At 70.4% G+C, this 16,843-nt stretch carries 11 protein-coding genes; 3 read left to right on the forward strand and 8 right to left on the reverse strand.

What is annotated here, in order from left to right:
• Positions 1-129 precede the first annotated feature (129 nt).
• Positions 130-1,896, reverse strand: coding sequence for a proteasome ATPase (arc, locus tag AC0ZLC_RS13125; RefSeq protein ID WP_358854622.1), 1,767 nt, complete (start codon positions 1,894-1,896; stop codon positions 130-132).
• 254 nt (positions 1,897-2,150) lie between these two features.
• Between arc and AC0ZLC_RS13130 the strand changes: the two genes are divergently transcribed.
• Positions 2,151-2,456 (forward strand): ferredoxin, encoded by a 306-nt coding sequence (locus AC0ZLC_RS13130; protein ID WP_476752106.1) that lies wholly within the window; start codon positions 2,151-2,153, stop codon positions 2,454-2,456.
• A gap of 38 nt (positions 2,457-2,494) precedes the next feature.
• Here the strand turns inward: AC0ZLC_RS13130 and AC0ZLC_RS13135 are convergent, their stop codons facing one another.
• From AC0ZLC_RS13135 to AC0ZLC_RS13145, 3 genes are all read right to left on the reverse strand, one after another.
• On the reverse strand, positions 2,495-3,073 hold the full coding sequence (locus AC0ZLC_RS13135; RefSeq protein WP_476752107.1) for a hypothetical protein: 579 nt from the start codon (positions 3,071-3,073) through the stop codon (positions 2,495-2,497).
• A 198-nt stretch (positions 3,074-3,271) separates the two neighbouring features.
• A complete protein-coding gene (locus AC0ZLC_RS13140) occupies positions 3,272-4,171 on the reverse strand; it encodes a tRNA (adenine-N1)-methyltransferase (protein WP_358854619.1) in 900 nt (299 codons plus the stop codon).
• Between the two features lie 106 nt (positions 4,172-4,277).
• Positions 4,278-5,942, reverse strand: a complete 1,665-nt coding sequence (locus AC0ZLC_RS13145) for a site-2 protease family protein (RefSeq protein WP_476752257.1) — start codon at positions 5,940-5,942, stop codon at positions 4,278-4,280.
• A gap of 801 nt (positions 5,943-6,743) precedes the next feature.
• Here AC0ZLC_RS13145 and AC0ZLC_RS13150 point away from each other — a divergent pair.
• Together AC0ZLC_RS13150 and AC0ZLC_RS13155 are read left to right on the forward strand one after the other, a co-directional pair.
• Positions 6,744-7,814, forward strand: a complete 1,071-nt coding sequence (locus AC0ZLC_RS13150; RefSeq protein ID WP_476752108.1) for a RecB family exonuclease — start codon at positions 6,744-6,746, stop codon at positions 7,812-7,814.
• Positions 7,815-7,828: 14 nt separating this feature from the next.
• Entirely contained in the window at positions 7,829-8,500 is a 672-nt protein-coding gene (locus AC0ZLC_RS13155; RefSeq protein ID WP_476752109.1) for a response regulator, read from the forward strand.
• Positions 8,501-8,611: 111 nt separating this feature from the next.
• Here the strand turns inward: AC0ZLC_RS13155 and AC0ZLC_RS13160 are convergent, their stop codons facing one another.
• The 4 genes from AC0ZLC_RS13160 to metH form a co-directional block, all read right to left on the reverse strand.
• Positions 8,612-10,192 (reverse strand): ABC transporter substrate-binding protein, encoded by a 1,581-nt coding sequence (locus AC0ZLC_RS13160; RefSeq protein WP_476752110.1) that lies wholly within the window; start codon positions 10,190-10,192, stop codon positions 8,612-8,614.
• A 77-nt stretch (positions 10,193-10,269) separates the two neighbouring features.
• Positions 10,270-11,865 carry an ABC transporter substrate-binding protein gene (locus tag AC0ZLC_RS13165; protein WP_476752111.1) on the reverse strand — a complete coding sequence of 532 codons (1,596 nt, stop codon included), beginning with the start codon at positions 11,863-11,865 and terminating at the stop codon, positions 10,270-10,272.
• A gap of 423 nt (positions 11,866-12,288) precedes the next feature.
• Complete coding sequence (locus tag AC0ZLC_RS13170) at positions 12,289-12,993, reverse strand: HAD family hydrolase (protein WP_476752112.1); 705 nt, start codon at positions 12,991-12,993, stop codon at positions 12,289-12,291.
• A 239-nt stretch (positions 12,994-13,232) separates the two neighbouring features.
• Complete coding sequence (gene metH / locus AC0ZLC_RS13175) at positions 13,233-16,763, reverse strand: methionine synthase (protein WP_476752113.1); 3,531 nt, start codon at positions 16,761-16,763, stop codon at positions 13,233-13,235.
• Between the last annotated feature and the right edge of the window lie 80 nt (positions 16,764-16,843).

Consider the following 16,843-nt stretch of genomic DNA (forward strand, 5'->3'; position numbering starts at 1 on the left):
AAGAGCCTAGAACGCCTTTGCGCTGGTGGGGAGATCATTTGCGTCATTGCCTTGGTCCGGCCGTGGCCGTGGCCTGAAAAGCAGTCGGCTGCGGATACCCGTGAAGGGCACCCGCAGCCGCCCTGTCTTTTACAGGTACTGACCCGTATTCGCCACCGTGTCGATGGAGCGCCCGGTGTCCGCGCCCTGCTTTCCGGTGACGAGGGTGCGGATGTAGACGATCCGTTCGCCCTTCTTGCCGGAGATGCGGGCCCAGTCGTCCGGGTTGGTGGTGTTCGGCAGGTCCTCGTTCTCCTTGAACTCGTCCACGCATGCCTGGAGGAGGTGGGAGACCCGGAGGCCCTTCTGGTTCGCGTCGAGGAAGTCCTTGATGGCTGCCTTCTTCGCGCGGCCGACGATGTTCTCGATCATGGCGCCGGAATTGAAGTCCTTGAAGTAGAGGACTTCCTTGTCGCCGTTGGCGTAGGTGACCTCGAGGAAGCGGTTCTCCTCGGATTCGGCGTACATCTGTTCCACCGCGGTCTGGATCATGCCGTGGACCGTGGCCTCCCGGTCCCCGCCGTGCTCCCCGAGGTCGTCGGAGTGCAGCGGGAGGCGCGCGGTGAGGTACTTCGCGAAGATGTCCTTCGCGGCCTGGGCGTCCGGACGCTCGATCTTGATCTTCACGTCGAGCCGACCGGGGCGCAGGATCGCGGGGTCGATCATGTCCTCGCGGTTCGAGGCGCCGATCACGACCACGTTCTCCAGGCCTTCCACACCGTCGATCTCGGCGAGCAGCTGGGGGACGATGGTGTTCTCCACGTCCGAGCTGACACCGGAGCCGCGGGTGCGGAAGAGGGACTCCATCTCGTCGAAGAAGACGATGACGGGTGTGCCCTCGCTGGCCTTCTCCCGTGCACGCTGGAAGACCAGGCGGATCTGCCGCTCGGTCTCGCCGACGTACTTGTTCAGGAGCTCGGGGCCCTTGATGTTGAGGAAGAAGCTCTTGCCCGTGGCCTGTCCGGTCACCTCGGCGACCTTCTTGGCGAGCGAGTTGGCGACCGCCTTGGCGATGAGCGTCTTGCCGCATCCGGGGGGCCCGTACAGCAGGACGCCCTTGGGGGGCCGCAGTTCGTGCTCCTTGAAGAGGTCGGGGTAGAGGTACGGGAGCTCGACCGCGTCGCGGATCAGTTCGATCTGGTTTCCCAGGCCGCCGATCTGCTCGTAGCCGATGTCCGGGACCTCTTCGAGGACGAGCTCCTCGACCTCGCTCTTCGGCACGACCTCGTAGACGTAGCCGGACCTGGGTTCGAGCAGGAGGGCGTCGCCGGGGCGGATGGTGACGTCCAGCAGGGGCTCGGCGAGCCGTACCACCCGTTCCTCGTCGGTGTGCCCGACCACGAGGGCGCGCTCGCCGTCCTCGAGGATCTCCTTGAGGGTGACGATGTCGCCGACGCTCTCGTACTCCATGGCCTCGACCACGTTGAGCGCTTCGTTGAGCATCAGTTCCTGGCCGCGGCGGAGCTCTTCGAGCTCCACGCTCGGGCTGACGTTCACCCGGAGCTTGCGGCCCCCGGTGAAGATGTCCGCCGTGCCGTCCTCGTTCGCCGTGAGGAAGACACCGAAGCCGGCCGGCGGCTGGGCCAGCCGGTCGACCTCCTCCTTGAGGGCCACGATCTGGTCGCGGGCCTCACGGAGCGTATTGGCGAGCCGCTCGTTCTGTGCGGACACGCCGGCCAGGTTGGTCTGCAGCTCGACGATCCGCTCCTCGAGAATCCTCGTGTGCCGCGGAGAGTCGGCGAGCTTGCGTCGCAGGACGGCGATCTCCTGCTCAAGGTAGGCAACCTGCCCGGCGGGGTCATCGGACCCTCTTCCCGGGCGGATGCCGCGGTTCATGTCGTCGTCGTGGGCTGCCACGGTCCTCACCTCCTCCAAGGGGAGCTGGACGCTTCCAGACCCTACCTGGGTGGGTGTCGATTGAAACCCCTAGATCACAAAGACTGTCGAGGAGTGTCCGATCTTCACCCTTGCGCTCTCCCTCACGCCAGGGGAATACCCACCCAACATGATTGGGAAGCGGACGGAGGTAGGGTCGAAGTGTTCAACACCCGTCAGAGCTGGCCCGACTTGCCGGCGAATCGGATCGCTCGACGCAGGAAACGGCAGGAGAAATGACCGTGCAGCAGGAGGCAGGAGTCGGCGGCGAGGCGCTCGAGGTCTGGATCGACCAGGATCTGTGTACCGGCGACGGCATCTGCGCCCAGTACGCGCCCGAGGTCTTCGAGCTGGACATCGACGGTCTGGCCTACGTGAAGAGCGCGGACGACGAACTGCTCCAGGCGCCTGGCGCCGCAACGCCCGTACCTCTGCCGCTTCTGCGGGACGTCACCGACTCCGCGAAGGAGTGCCCGGGCGACTGCATCCACGTGCGCCGCGTTTCGGACAGGGTCGAGGTCTACGGGCCGGACGCCGGGTGAGCTGACGGGCACCGGGCGTCACCGCGGGTCCGCTTGCCTCACACGCTCCGCGCCTCGGCCGGCTTCGAGCGGACGAAAGCGCCGTCCTTCCACTGCCACTTGGCTCGCTCCTCCACGTCCGGGCAGCAACTCGGTACGGCGGCCGAGGAGTAGCCGAGCAGGGTCGCCGTGACGGCTCCGTCGCGCAGCGCGAAGTCCGAGACGCTCAGGCGGTCCTCGGGATCGACCAGGGTGGCCACGATCCGCGGCTTGTCCGCGCCCTCGCCCCGGGTGAGCACGTAGACCCCGTTCGGCGGGGTGCCGGAGCCCGCGTCGCAGCGGACGACGGCAACGGTCTCCGGGCGGCCGTCTCCGTCGAGGTCCCCGGCCGCCCTCTTCTGCACCAGCACCTTCGCGGAACCGCACTGGACCGGGAAGGCGACCGCCGCGGGGTCGGGCGGCGCGGTCGCGGCCGGGGCGGCCTTGGGGTCGGTGCCCGCCGCCTGGGCCGCTGTCGCCGCGTCGGGCTGCAGCACCGAGGACAGCGCGACGACTCCCGCGAGGGCGGTGGCCGTGGCGACCCAGTGGACGGGGCTGGTGTGCGTGTGTGCCAGTTCCGGGACGGCGGATTGCTGCACTCGGAGCGTCTCCTGTGAGGGCTGTACCGGTGGGGGTGGCCTGCATGGTGCCACACGTCACAGTGCGGTGGAACCGCGGGGTGGGTACTCGTGGGGGTTCGTCAACGGAAAAGCGCTGTGGCCGAGTTCCCGGTCGTCTCCGGGAACTCGGCCACAGCGGTGGTGCGTTGGGTACGTCGAGGGCTTGTGCCCGCCGGGTCAGCGGCCTCCGCCGTCGGCGTTGGGGCCCGCGTAGTCCTCGCCGTAGGCGCCCTTGGCGGGGCGGCGGCGGCGCATGGGCGGCTCGACGCCGTCCGCGAGACGGCGGGCGGTGAGCAGGAAGCCGGTGTGGCCGATCATCCGGTGGTCCGGGCGGACGGCCAGGCCCTCGATGTGCCAGTTGCGGACCATCGACTCCCAGGCGGTCGGCTCGTTGAAGCAGCCGATCTCGCGGATGGACTCGACGGTGCGTGCGAGCTGGGTGGTGGTGGCGACGTAGCAGCACAGGATGCCGCCGGGCACGAGCGCCTTGGAGACGGCCTCGAGGCACTCCCAGGGGGCCAGCATGTCGAGGATGACCCGGTCGACGTCCGTGTCGCTCAGGTTGTCCTGGAGGTCGCCGACGGTGAGCTGCCAGGCGGGGTGCGGGCCGCCGAAGTAGCGCTCCACGTTCTGCTTGGCGATCTCGGCGAAGTCCTCGCGGCGCTCGTAGGAGTGCAGCATGCCCTGGTCGCCGACGGCGCGCAGCAGGAAGCTGCTGAGCGAGCCGGAGCCCACCCCCGCCTCCACGACGCGCGCGCCGGGGAAGATGTCCGCGAAGGACAGGATCTGCCCCGCGTCCTTGGGGTAGACCACGGCGGCGCCGCGGGGCATGGACAGGACGTAGTCGGGGAGCAGGGGGCGCAGCGCGAGATAGGCGACGTTCCCCGTGGTGCGGACAACGCTGCCCTCGGGAGCGCCGATCAGCTCGTCGTGGGGGAAGGAACCCTTATGGGTGTGGAAATTCTTCCCGGCCTCGAGCGTGAACGTGTAGTGGCGGCCCTTGGGGTCGGTCAGCTGAACCTGGTCCCCGACCTTGAAGGGCCCGCGCCTGCGGGCGGCACCGGTCGGTTCGGACATGTGACCAGCCTACCGGTCCCGGCGGGGGCCGCGGACCACCCGCACGGGGTCCGGCGGGCGGGCCGAGAGCCGCCGTGCACGCCTCCGCGGCCGACCGGGGTGATCGCTAGGAGGGCCGGGCCATCGCCTTGACGAAGGCGCGCTCGACGTCGGCCGCCGAGAGGACGCCGTAGATCTCGCCCGAGTCCTCCACCACCAGGTACTCGGTGGCGGGGGTGGCCCGCAGCACGTCGAGGAGGTCCTCCCCCGCGAGCTCGGCGGAGATCCGCATGCCGTCGGTGAGGTCCTGGGCGAGTCCGCCGACCGCGACCCAGGGGCGACGGTGTTCCGGTACGCCGACGATGGCCGCCTCGCGGACCAGCGAGAGCGGTTCGCCGTCGGCGCCGACGACGACCAGGGCGCGGGCCCCGGCCTCGTTGGCGCGGCGCAGGGCCTCGGAGAGGGGCGTGACGGTCTCCACCGGGACCGCGCGGCGGGTGAGCGAGCGGGCGCGCAGCTCCGGCAGGTGCTCCCGCAGGCGGGCCATGCGCAGGCTGTTGCCCGCGCCGGTCCAGATGATCGCGGCGAGGATCGCGGCGAGCAGGGCGTCCATGACGGTGTCCATGCCGCCGATCTCGTCGGGTGCGTCGCCGAGCGCGCCGGACTGGGTGAGCAGGGGCAGTCCGATCAGTACGGACACGGCGAGCGCGCGGCCGACCCAGGCCGCGGCGACCGTGCCGCTCATCGGCCTGCCGGTGATCTTCCAGACGACGGCCCGCAGCATCCGGCCGCCGTCCAGGGGCAGCCCCGGCAGCAGGTTGAAGACGGCCACGATCAGGTTGGAGATCATGAGACCGGCCAGCAGTACGCCGGGGACGGTGCCCGGTTCGACGGCCTGCACGGCCAGGTAGAAGAGGCCCGCGAGGATCAGGGAGAGCAGTGGGCCGACGAAGGCCAGCACGAACTCCCGGCCGGGTGTCTCGGACTCCTTCTCGATCTCCGACACCCCGCCGAAGAACTGGAGCTGGATCCGGCGCACCGGCAGCTTGAAGCGCAGGGCGGCGACGGTGTGGGCCAGCTCGTGCACCAGCACGGAGGCGTAGAAGGCGACGGCGAAGAAGAGGGACACGAGGTAGCGCAGGTTGCCGAGTTCGGGCAGCACCCGGTCGAGCTGGCCGCCGAACACCCAGGTGATGAGCGCGGCCACGAGGAACCAGCTGGGGGCGACGTAGACGGGGACGCCGAAGGGGCGCCCCATGAGCAGCCCGCCGCCGGGCTCCTTGCCCCGTCGGGGCGGTCGGCCCTTGCGGTTGCCGGACGGGGGCGTCCGCCGGCCGCCTCCCGTCGGGCCGCCGGTGTCCTGCGCGCCGGCTCCCGGGGGATCCGTCGGGGCCGGACCGCCGGACGGGTTGTCACCGCGGTCGCGGTCGGGCCCGGGCCGGGGGCCTTCGGGACCGGCGCCGGCCGGAGTGGCTTCGGCGGGGGGTCCGGGCCGGCCTGCGGGGCCGGAGGGTGCCTCATCAGGTGTTCTGGGATGTTCCGGGGCGGCCTCGGCGTGACCGGCCTGCGCCGGGGCGGCGGGACTGATGCCGGGTGCGGCCCCGCCATCGTCCTGGCCCGCACCCGCAGGGGTGTCGCCGGGCACGTCGCCGCGGGCGCCCGCGGCGACGTGGCCGGCGTCGGGAGCCGTCCCGTGGGTGTCCGCGGCCCCAGGGCCGGCGCCGGGAGCGCTCCCGTGCCGGCCCGGACCCACAGGGCCACCAAGCCGGGGCGTCGGATGGTCGCCGGGCATCGGATGGTCGTCGCCGGAAGGTGTCACGCGGTCGCCGGGCGCCGCCTCGTGGGTGCCCGTGCCCACAGGACCGTCGCCGAGCGCGGCCTCGTGGGTGCCCGCGGCCACAGGGCCGTCGCCGGGAGCGCTCCCGTGCCGGGCGGGAGCAGCGGGGGTGTCGGACGCGGGCCTCTCGTGGTCGCCCGGCGCGGCGGCGCCGACGCCGTGGGCCGTGCCTCGGTCGCCGGTCGCCGAGGCGGCCGGAGTGGTCTCGCGGGCGTGCGGCGTCACGGCGCCGACGCCGTGGGTTCTCCCTCGGGCGTCCGCGGCCGAAGCACCCTCGGCCGGCGTCCCGGCGCGGGGAGCCGTCCCGTGGTCGACCGGTGTTGCGGTGCTGTCACCCGGGAGCGTCACATGCGTGCCGGCCGGGGCCGGAGCACCGCCTGTCGGCGCCGGGGTGCCGTCGCCGGGAGGCGTCCCGCGGGTGTGGCCCGGGGCCGCGGGCGTCGCTTCCTGGGGTGTGTCGTGCTGGCGCGCCGCCGGACGCCCGGTCCCGGCGGCCGTGGGTGCCGACGGATCCGCGTGAGCCCCGGTCGCCTCGTCGTTGCCGGACCGCGGCTGCCCGCTCCCGCCGCTTTCGTCCACGATGTCCCCTCGTTCGAAGCGTCTCCCCCACTCCCGATCATGCAGGGCGGGAGGGTCTGCGGTCGATGGTATGCGGCCGTCGCGGCGCGTTCCGCCCCGGCACCCCCCGCGTTTTCCGTGCCGTCGCACCGGCCGCGGCTGGGTGAGTGTCGGTGCCGCGCCGTATGGTCTGTCGTCATGGACACCAGCACCGAGGACGCGGCTGCAACGGGCGTCGGCGACGTCGCGCGGACCGGCGCGGCCGGCCCCCCGCAGGCCCCGGCGGACAGCACAGGTACGGCCGCGCCGTCGGAGGTTGCCACGACCGCCGGGGCCCCGGTGACCGTCGTGGCGGACGCCGTGCCCGCCCAGGCCGTCGAGCCGGTGGCGCCCGCCGAACCGGTCGTGAAGGCCGCGCCCGCGCCCCCCGCGTCGCTGTCGCCCTCACGCGCGGGCGACTTCATGCAGTGTCCGCTGCTCTACCGGTTCCGGGTGATCGACAAGCTGCCGGAGAAGCCCAGCGAGGCGGCCACGCGCGGCACGCTGGTGCACGCGGTGCTGGAGCGTCTCTTCGACGCACCGGCCGCGGAGCGCACGGCGCCGCGCGCCAGGTCGCTGATCCCCGGTCAGTGGGACCGGCTGCGGGAGACCAGGCCGGAGGTCGTTGAGCTGTTCGCCGACGACCCCGAGGGCGAGCGCCTGGCGCGCTGGCTCGGCGAGGCGGAGCGGCTGGTCGAGCGCTGGTTCACGCTGGAGGACCCCACCCGGCTCGAACCCGCCGAGCGCGAGATGTTCGTCGAGGCGAGTCTGGACTCCGGGCTGAGATTGCGCGGCATCATCGACCGCGTCGACGTGGCGCCGACGGGCGAGGTGCGGATCGTCGACTACAAGACGGGCAAGGCCCCCCGGCCTGAGTATGCCGAAGGCGCCCTGTTCCAGATGAAGTTCTACGCCCTGGTGGTCTGGCGGCTGAAGCGGGTCGTCCCGCGCCGGCTCCAGCTCGTCTACCTCGGCAGCGGCGACGTGCTGACGTACGACCCGGTGATCGCGGACCTGGAGCGCGTCGAGCGCAAGCTGCTCGCGCTGTGGGAGGCGATCCGGGAGGCGACCGAGACGGGTGACTGGCGGCCGCGGCCCACCAAGCTCTGCGGCTGGTGCGACCACCGGGCGGTGTGCCCGGAGTTCGGTGGTACTCCCCCGCCGTATCCGCTCCCCGTCAGGGCGCCCGAGTCCGCTTCTGGCGCGCAGGGCAGAATGGGGCCGGACTAGCGAAGGAGACTTACGTGGCCATCCGCGTCCTACTGGTCGACGACCAGCCGCTGCTGCGTACCGGCTTCCGGATGATCCTGGAGGCGGAGCAGGATCTTGCGGTCGTCGGCGAGGCCGGAGACGGCCTCCAGGCACTCGACCAGGTACGTGCCCTGCAGCCCGATGTGGTTCTGATGGACATCCGCATGCCGAGGATGGACGGGGTCGAGGCGACCCGGCAGATCAGCGGCCCCGGCCGGGACGGTCCGGCGAAGGTCCTGGTCCTGACCACCTTCGACCTCGACGAGTACGTGGTGGAGGCGCTGCGCGCCGGCGCCAGCGGCTTCCTCCTGAAGGACGCGCCGGCCGACGAACTGGTGCAGGCGATCCGGGTCGTCGCGGCGGGCGAGGCGATGCTCGCGCCGAGCATCACGCGCCGCCTGCTCGACAAGTACGCGGTCCATCTGCCGTCCGGGGACGAGCCGGTCCCGAACACCCTGCACACGCTGACGGAGCGGGAGGTCGAGGTGTTGAAGCTGGTGGCCCGCGGCCTGTCGAACGCGGAGATCGCGGCCGACCTGTTCGTCAGTGAGACCACCGTCAAGACGCACGTGGGGCACGTCCTCACCAAGCTGGGTCTGCGCGACCGGGTGCAGGCGGCGGTGTACGCGTACGAGAGCGGGCTGGTGCGTCCCGGCGCCCAGTAGCCAGCCCGCGCGCGCACCGGGCGGCCGTCGTGGAATGCGAGAGGGGCGCCTCCTTCCGGCCGGAAGGAGGCGCCCCTCTCGCGTACGCGCGCCCCGTGCGTGCGTCGGGGGTCAGTCCTTGCTGATCTCCCAGAAGCGGAAGACGGTCGAGGCGTCGAGGCAGTACTCGAGGCCGTAGACGTTGTCCCGTACCACCGCGTACTGCTTGGCCTGCCAGACCGGGATGACGGGGAGCTGGTCGGCGACGATGCTCTGGACCCGGCCGTAGTCCGAGTCGGTCGAGGAGCGGTCGCTCTCCGCGGCGGTCCTCGGGATGAGCTGGGACGTGATCGTGCTGTTCGTGTAGTTGTTGCCCAGCACGTTGCCCTTGCCGAAGAAGGGAGCCGTGAAGTTGTCCGGGTCCGGGTAGTCGGGCACCCAGCCCTTCACGTACACGCCGTACCTGCCCTCGGCGATGTCCTTCTCGTACTGGCCGAAGCCGACGGACCGCACGGTGGCGTCGAACAGCCCGCTCGCGTTGAGCTGCCGCGCGATCGCCCTGAACTCGTCGTCGGTGGCCGGGCCGTAACGCGAGGGGGTCGACCAGAGGGTCAGTTTCACCTTGCCGGTGACGCCCTCCTCCTGGAGTGCGGCCCGCGCCTTCGGCTTCGAGGGGCGGCCCCCGTAGGTGTCGAAAAACGCCGTGTCGTGGCCGGTGACACCGGCCGGGATGATCGAGTACAGCGGTGTCGCCGTGTGCTCGTAGACATCGCCGACCAGGGCCTCGCGGTCGAGCAGATACGCGATGGCCTTGCGCACGCCGAGCTTGCCGGCGACCGGGTCGTCCATGTTGAAGACCAGGTGCTGCACCTCGGCGCTGGCGCCCTCGATGACCTCGATGCCCTTGCCGGTGGAGGTGGCGTTGTCGAGGTCCGCGATGTCGTTGGCGGCGAGGCCTCGGTAGGCGACGTCGACGCGGTCGGCGAGCAGCGCGTTCTTCAGGGCGGAGCGGTCGCCGTGGAAGAACTTCAGGGTCACGCCGGAGTTGTGGACCTCGGCGGCGCCCCGGTAGTTGTCGTTGACGGAGAAGACGGCCTGGTCCTTGTCGAAGGAGTCCAGCCGGTACGGGCCCGAGCCGACCGCCCCGCCGTCCGTGCGCAGTCCGTCGGCGGAGTACTGCCGGTGGTCCACGATCGAGCCGGCACCCGATGCGATCTTGCTCGGGAAGGTGGCGTCGGCGTACTTGAGCCGGAAGACGACGGTCTTCGCGTCCGGCGTGGTCACCTCGTCGAGCATGGGGAACATGATCGCGGGGCCGGTGTCGTCGTTGATCTTCAGCAGGCGGTCGAAGGAGAACTTGACGTCCTTCGCGGTGAGCGCGTCGCCGTTGCTGAACTTCAGACCGTCGTTCAGGGTGCAGCGGTACACCTTGGTCCCGGTGTCCGTGAAGGTGCACTCCTTGGCGGCCTCGGGCTCGGGCTCCGTACCGCCCTTGGGGAAGCTCAGCAGCGACTGGAAGACGTTGTTGAACAGCAGCCACGATCCGGGGTCGTAGCCGGCGGCGGGGTCGGTCGCGAGGACGTCGTCGGACATCCCCATGACCACGGAGGAGCCGGTGCCGGAGCCGCCCGTGTCGGCGCCGCATCCGGTGAGCAGGCCGGCGGCCAGCCCCGTCACGACGGACAGGACCGGCCACTGGTTACGCATATTCACTTGCAAGTGCCTTGTCGTTGGAACGTGCGGCCCGGAAGACCGCCGAGGGTCCCGGGGCCGGGGAGGCCGTCGGCGGGTCAGAGACCGCGGCCGAGCTCCCACAGCTGGAGGGTCGAGGAGGAGTTGATGGCCCACTCGGCGCCCGTGATGTCGTCGCGGGCGGCGATGTACTGCTTGCCCTGCCACAGCGGCAGCAGCGGTACGTCCGAGGCCACGATGTCCTGGATCTCCGAGATGCTCTTCGACGCGCTGAGCCGGTCGGCCTCGCGACGCGACTCCGGGATCAGCGTGTTGCGGATCTCGCCGTTCGCGTAGGGCGAGCGGAGGGTGTTGTTCTTGTCGAGGAACGGCGCCAGGTAGTTGTCGGCGTCCGGGAAGTCGGGGAACCAGCCCATGCCGTAGACGTCGTACTTGCCGGCCATCTCGGCGGGGCGGAACTTGTCCCAGCCCTCGCCCTTGATGTCGACGTCGAACAGGCCGCTGCTGTTGAGCTGCGTCCTGAGTACCTCGAACTCGGCCTTGGTGGCCGTGCCGTAGTGGTCCGTCGTGTAGTGCAGGGTGAGCTTCACCGGGGTGGAGATGCCGGCCTTGGTCAGGAGCCCCTTGGCCTTCGCGGCGCTCGGGTCGCCGTACTCGTTGAAGAACGAGTTGCTGTGGCCCGTGATGGTGGCGGGGACCATCGAGAAGAGGGGCTGGGCCTGGGTGCCGTACACCTTGGAGATGAGCTCGCCGCGGTTGACGAGCTGGGCCATGGCCTGCCGGACGGCCTTGGACTTGACCGTCGAGGCGGTGGTGTTGAAGCCGAGGTAGCGGATCTCCAGACCGGGCATCTCGACCAAATCGACGTCGCCGGACTTCTTGGACAGCTGCTGGATCTGCTTCGGCGTCATCTGGCGGGTCATGAGGTCGATGTCGCCCTTGTCGAGCGCGGCGCCCATGGCGTCGGCGCTCGTGAAGGAGCGCAGCTCGACCTTGTCGTTCTTCGGCTTCAACAGCCCCTTGTAGTGGGGGTTCTTGGTGAAGACGGCCTTGACGAGCTCGTTGTCCTTGACCTCGGACTCCAGGGTGTACGGACCGGATCCGTCGACCTGGAACCCGTCGCGCAGCTTGCCCTTCTCGTAGTCGTCGGGGTTGACGATGCCGGCGACGGGCGTCGACAGCTTGAACGGGAAGGTGGCGTCGGCCGTCTTCAGGTGGAAGACGACCTCCCGGTCTCCCTGGGTCTCGACGGTGTCGATGGTGGACAGCAGCGCGTACACCTCGCTGTCGGCCTTCAGGGAGAGCGCGCGGTTGATGGAGAACTGCACGTCCTTCGCGGTGATGGGGTCACCGTTGGAGAACTGGAGGTCCTTGCGCAGGGTGCAGACGTACCGTTCGTTGCCGGAGTCGGTGAAGCCGCACTGCTCGGCCGCCTCGGGCTGCGGATCGCCGTCGCCACGCGGCTGCGCCATGAGGGTCTGCACGGTCTGGCGAAGGATGTTCCAGGTGCCGACGTCGTACGCGTACGCCGGGTCGAGCGGCGCGGGAGCGTCGCTCGAGACGGTGAACCGGTCCGTGGTGCCGACGACGATCGCGTCGCCGTCCTTGCTGCCGCTGTCGGACCCACCGCAGCCGGCGAGTACGGGGCCGAGCAGGCCGACGATCGCCGGCAGCACCAAAGTCTTGCGGTTCATGCTCGAGTTTCTCCAGAGCTGTCGAGTCCGTGTACCCGGCATGCAGGGGTGGTGCTGCGGATCACGGGGAGTTGTGGCGAGGTTCTCGCGACGAGATTAGTCCGCGCCTGCGCGGCGGCTCACAGGGACGGGAGCCACCCTCCCATCACGCTGCGAAACCGGGCGCGGACGCACCGAAAACCCGACAGCGGAAGGAACCGCGCACGGTTCCACCAATCAGGACACAAGGGCACACCCAGTACCCCCGAAAAGGGGGATTCAGCACAACGCAGCCGCGCTGTCGACCCCTAAATGCGTGAGGAACGTCACAGTGTCAACTCGGCTGACAGGTACCGGAATTCGGCCATCCGGCTTGGTCGTCAATTGCCGGGGCCGTCGCCCGGGCGAATTCCGCGCATTCGGTCCCACACGCTGAGTGAAGTTCTAGCTCATTTCCGCCGTCATGAGGCCCCGCAGAAATCGCAGATCCACCTCTTCGAGAGAGGACACGACGGTGCGACGCGGGGCGGGCGCGATGGGCGACACGGACGGCACGGCGACCACGTGGCAGCCGGCCGACTCGGCGGCCGCGACGCCGGTCGCGGTGTCCTCGATGACCGCGCACCGGGCCGGGTCGGCGCCGAGCCCCGCAGCCGCCAGCAGATACGGGTCGGGGAACGGCTTGGTCCGCTCGACCTCGTCGCCCGCGACGGTCAGCGCGAAGTACTGCGGGCCGACGGAGGCCAGGACGCGGTCGATGATGCGCCGGTGCGAGGCGGAGACCAGTGCGGTGGGGATCTCGTGCGCGGCGAGTTCCGCGAGCAGCCGGGCGGCCCCCGGCATCAGCGGGAGCGTGCGGCCGATGCGGTCCTCGAACCCGTCGTTGAGCAGCACGCTCAGCTCGGTCAGGGTGATGTCGGCGCCGGTCGCCTCGATGAGGAAGCCGGCGCTGCGGGTCATGGGGCCGCCCACCACGACATGGCGCCAGGAGTCGTCGAGGACGTGGCCGAGGGAGGCGAAGACCTCGACCTCGACGTCCCACCAGAAGCCCTCGGTGTCCACCAGGGTGCCGTCCATGTCGAGGAGTACGGCCTGCAGGGCTGAGCCCTCGGCCGTACGGGTACCGAGCGCGGGGACCGTACTGGTCATCCGGGCGCACCTCCTTGAGGGACGATCAGGCCGGCTGCCCTTTTCGATCAAGGGGCAGCCGGCCTGCAGTGGACCGACCAGTGTACGACGTGTCCGGCCGGAATGCCTCGGGGGACGCCCGCACATGCCTTTGGGGACGCCCGGGGACGCCTCGGCGGTCGCCCGGGCCCGCCTCGCGTCACGCCTGAGCCCGCCCTCGCCGGGGCGGGCTCAACACGCCCGGGCGTGCTCGGGACGACTCAGCGTGCGTTGAAGTATCTCGCCTCGGGGTGGTGGATGACGATCGCGTCCGTGGACTGCTCCGGGTGGAGCTGGAACTCCTCGGAGAGGTGGACGCCGATGCGCTCCGGTTCGAGCAGCCGGGCGATCTTGGCGCGGTCCTCCAGGTCCGGGCAGGCGCCGTAACCGAGGGAGAAGCGGGCGCCGCGGTACTTCAGGTCGAACATGTCCTCGACGGCGGCGGGGTCCTCTCCCCCGAAGCCGAGTTCGGCCCGCACGCGTGCGTGCCAGTACTCGGCCAGCGCCTCCGCCAACTGCACCGACAGGCCGTGCAGTTCGAGGTAGTCGCGGTAGGAGTTGGCTTCGAAGAGCTTGGCGGTCTCCTCGCCGATCCGGGATCCGACGGTGACGACCTGGAGGCCGACGACGTCCGTCTCGCCCGACTCCTCGGGCCGGAAGTAGTCCGCGAGGCAGAGGCGCCGGCCGCGGCGCTGGCGCGGGAAGGTGAAGCGGGTGCGCTCGTTGCCCCGCTCGTCGAGGAGGATCAGGTCGTCGTCCTTGGACACGCAGGGGAAGTAGCCGTAGACCACGGCCGCTTCCAGCAGGTTGCCGGTCTGGAGCTGGTCCAGCAGGCCGCGCAGCCGGGGCCTGCCCTCGCTCTCCACGAGTTCCTCGTACGTGGGGCCGTCGCCCGTGCGTGCCTGCTTGAGGCCCCACTGGCCCTTGAACAGGGCGCCTTCGTCGAGCCAGGAGGCGTACTCCTTGAGCTGGATGCCCTTGATGACGCGCGAGCCCCAGAACGGCGGCTCGGGCACGGGGTTGTCGACGGCGACGTCGGAGCGGACGTGCCCCTCCTCCGGCCGTTCCTCGGTCACGACGGCGGCCGCCGGCCGTACCCGGCGCTGCTTCAGCTCGGGCAGCGAGGCCCCCGGCACACCGCGCTTGACGGCGATCAGCGCGTCCATCAGGCGCAGGCCCTCGAACGCGTCGCGGGCGTAGCGGACTTCGCCCTCGTAGATCTCGTGCAGGTCCTGCTCGACGTACGCCCGGGTCAGGGCGGCGCCGCCGAGGATGACGGGGTAGTCGGCGGCCAGCCTGCGCTGGTTCAGCTCCTCCAGGTTCTCCTTCATGATCACGGTGGACTTGACCAGGAGACCGGACATGCCGATGACGTCGGCGCGGTGCTCCTGGGCGGCCTCCAGGATCGCGGAGACGGGTTGCTTGATGCCCAGGTTGACGACCGTGTAGCCGTTGTTGGACAGGATGATGTCGACGAGGTTCTTGCCGATGTCGTGCACGTCGCCGCGGACGGTGGCGAGGACGATGGTGCCCTTGCCCTCGTCGTCGGTCTTCTCCATGTGCGGCTCGAGGTGGGCCACCGCGGTCTTCATGACCTCCGCCGACTGGAGGACGAACGGCAGCTGCATCTGGCCGGAGCCGAAGAGTTCGCCGACGACCTTCATGCCGTCGAGGAGCGTCTCGTTGACGATGTCGAGGGCCGGGCGCTCCCGGAGCGCGTCGTCCAGGTCCTTCTCCAGGCCGTTCTTCTCGCCGTCGATGATGCGGCGCTTGAGCCGCTCGTCCAGGGGCAGGGCGGCCAGTTCCTCGGCCCGGCCGGCCTTGAGGGACTTGGTGGTGGCTCCCTCGAACAGGGCCATCAGCTTCTGGAGCGGGTCGTAGCCCTCGCGGCGCCGGTCGTGGATCAGGTCGAGGGCGGTGCTGACCTGCTCCTCGTCGAAGCGGGCGATCGGCAGGATCTTGCTGGCGTGGACGATCGCCGAGTCGAGGCCCGCCTTGACGCACTCGTCGAGGAAGACCGAGTTGAGCAGGACGCGCGCGGCCGGGTTGAGGCCGAAGGAGATGTTCGACAGGCCGAGTGTGGTCTGTACGTCGGGGTGGCGGCGCTTGAGTTCGCGGATCGCCTCGATCGTGGCGACGCCGTCCTTGCGGGACTCCTCCTGGCCGGTGCAGATCGTGAAGGTCAGACAGTCGATGAGGATGTCCGACTCGTGGATGCCCCAGTTGGCCGTGAGGTCCTCGATCAGCCGCTCGGCGATGGCGACCTTGGTCTCGACGGTGCGGGCCTGGCCCTCCTCGTCGATGGTCAGCGCGATCAGCGCGGCGCCGTGCTCCTGGGCGAGCCTCGTGACCTTCGCGAAGCGGGACTCGGGGCCGTCGCCGTCCTCGTAGTTGACCGAGTTGATGACGGCGCGGCCGCCCAGCTTCTCCAGTCCGGCGCGCAGCACCTCGACCTCGGTGGAGTCGAGGACGATCGGCAGGGTGGAGGCGGTGGCGAAGCGGCCGGCGAGTTCCTCCATGTCGGCGACGCCGTCGCGGCCCACGTAGTCGACGCAGAGGTCGAGCATGTGGGCGCCCTCGCGGATCTGGTCGCGGGCCATCTCCACGCAGTCGTCCCAGCGGCCCTCCAGCATGGCCTCGCGGAACTTCTTGGAACCGTTGGCGTTGGTGCGTTCGCCGATCGCCATGTAGGCGGTGTCCTGACGGAACGGCACGGTCTGGTAGAGGGAGGCCGCGCCGGGCTCGGGGTGCGGGTCCCGGGGGGCCGGCGACAGCTCGCGGACCCGCTCGACGACCTGGCGCAGGTGCTCCGGGGTGGTGCCGCAGCAGCCGCCGACCAGGGAGAGGCCGTACTCGCGTACGAAGGTTTCCTGGGCGTCGGCCAGTTCGGGCGCCGTCAGCGGGTAGTGCGCACCCTCCTTGCCGAGGACGGGCAGGCCTGCGTTCGGCATGCAGGACAGCGGGATGCGCGAGTGGCGGGCCAGGTAGCGCAGGTGCTCGCTCATCTCGGCGGGCCCGGTGGCGCAGTTCAGGCCGATCATGTCGACGCCGAGCGGTTCGAGGGCGGTGAGCGCGGCGCCGATCTCCGAACCGAGCAGCATGGTGCCGGTGGTCTCGACGGTGACCGAGACGATGACGGGCAGGTCAAGTCCGGTGGCGTCCAGCGCGCGGCGGGCGCCGAGGACCGCGGCCTTCGTCTGGAGCAGGTCCTGGGTGGTCTCCACGAGCAGGGCGTCCGCGCCGCCGGCGATCATGCCCTCGGCGTTCCGCTGGTAGGCGTCGCGCAGGAGGGTGTACGGGGCGTGGCCGAGGGTCGGCAGCTTGGTGCCGGGGCCCATGGAGCCGAGCACCCAGCGCTGCTGTCCGCTCGACGCGGTGAACTCGTCGGCGGCCTCGCGGGCGATACGGGCACCGGCCTCGGACAGCTCGAAGACGCGCTCCGGGATGTCGTACTCGCCGAGCGCGGAGTGGTTGGCGCCGAAGGTGTTCGTCTCGACACAGTCGACGCCGACGGCGAAGTAAGCGTCGTGGACGGAGCGGACGATGTCGGGCCGGGTGATGTTCAGGATCTCGTTGCAGCCTTCGAGGTTCTCGAAGTCCTCGAGCGTCGGTTCCTGTGCCTGGAGCATCGTGCCCATCGCGCCGTCGGCCACCACCACCCGGGTGGCGAGCGCTCGGCGGAGGGCGTCGGTTCGGGTCCGGCTCTCCGCCGCTGCGGACGAGGGGGACGGCGGGTTCGGCGACGAGGCCATGAAGGTGCTCCCTGGAGTGCGACGGCTGTCGGCTTTGCGCTTCCCATGGAAGGCGCACGCCGTCAGGGTAGCCCGGAGCG

The sequence above is a fragment of the Streptomyces sp. GLSS-08 genome (genome assembly GCF_056387915.1).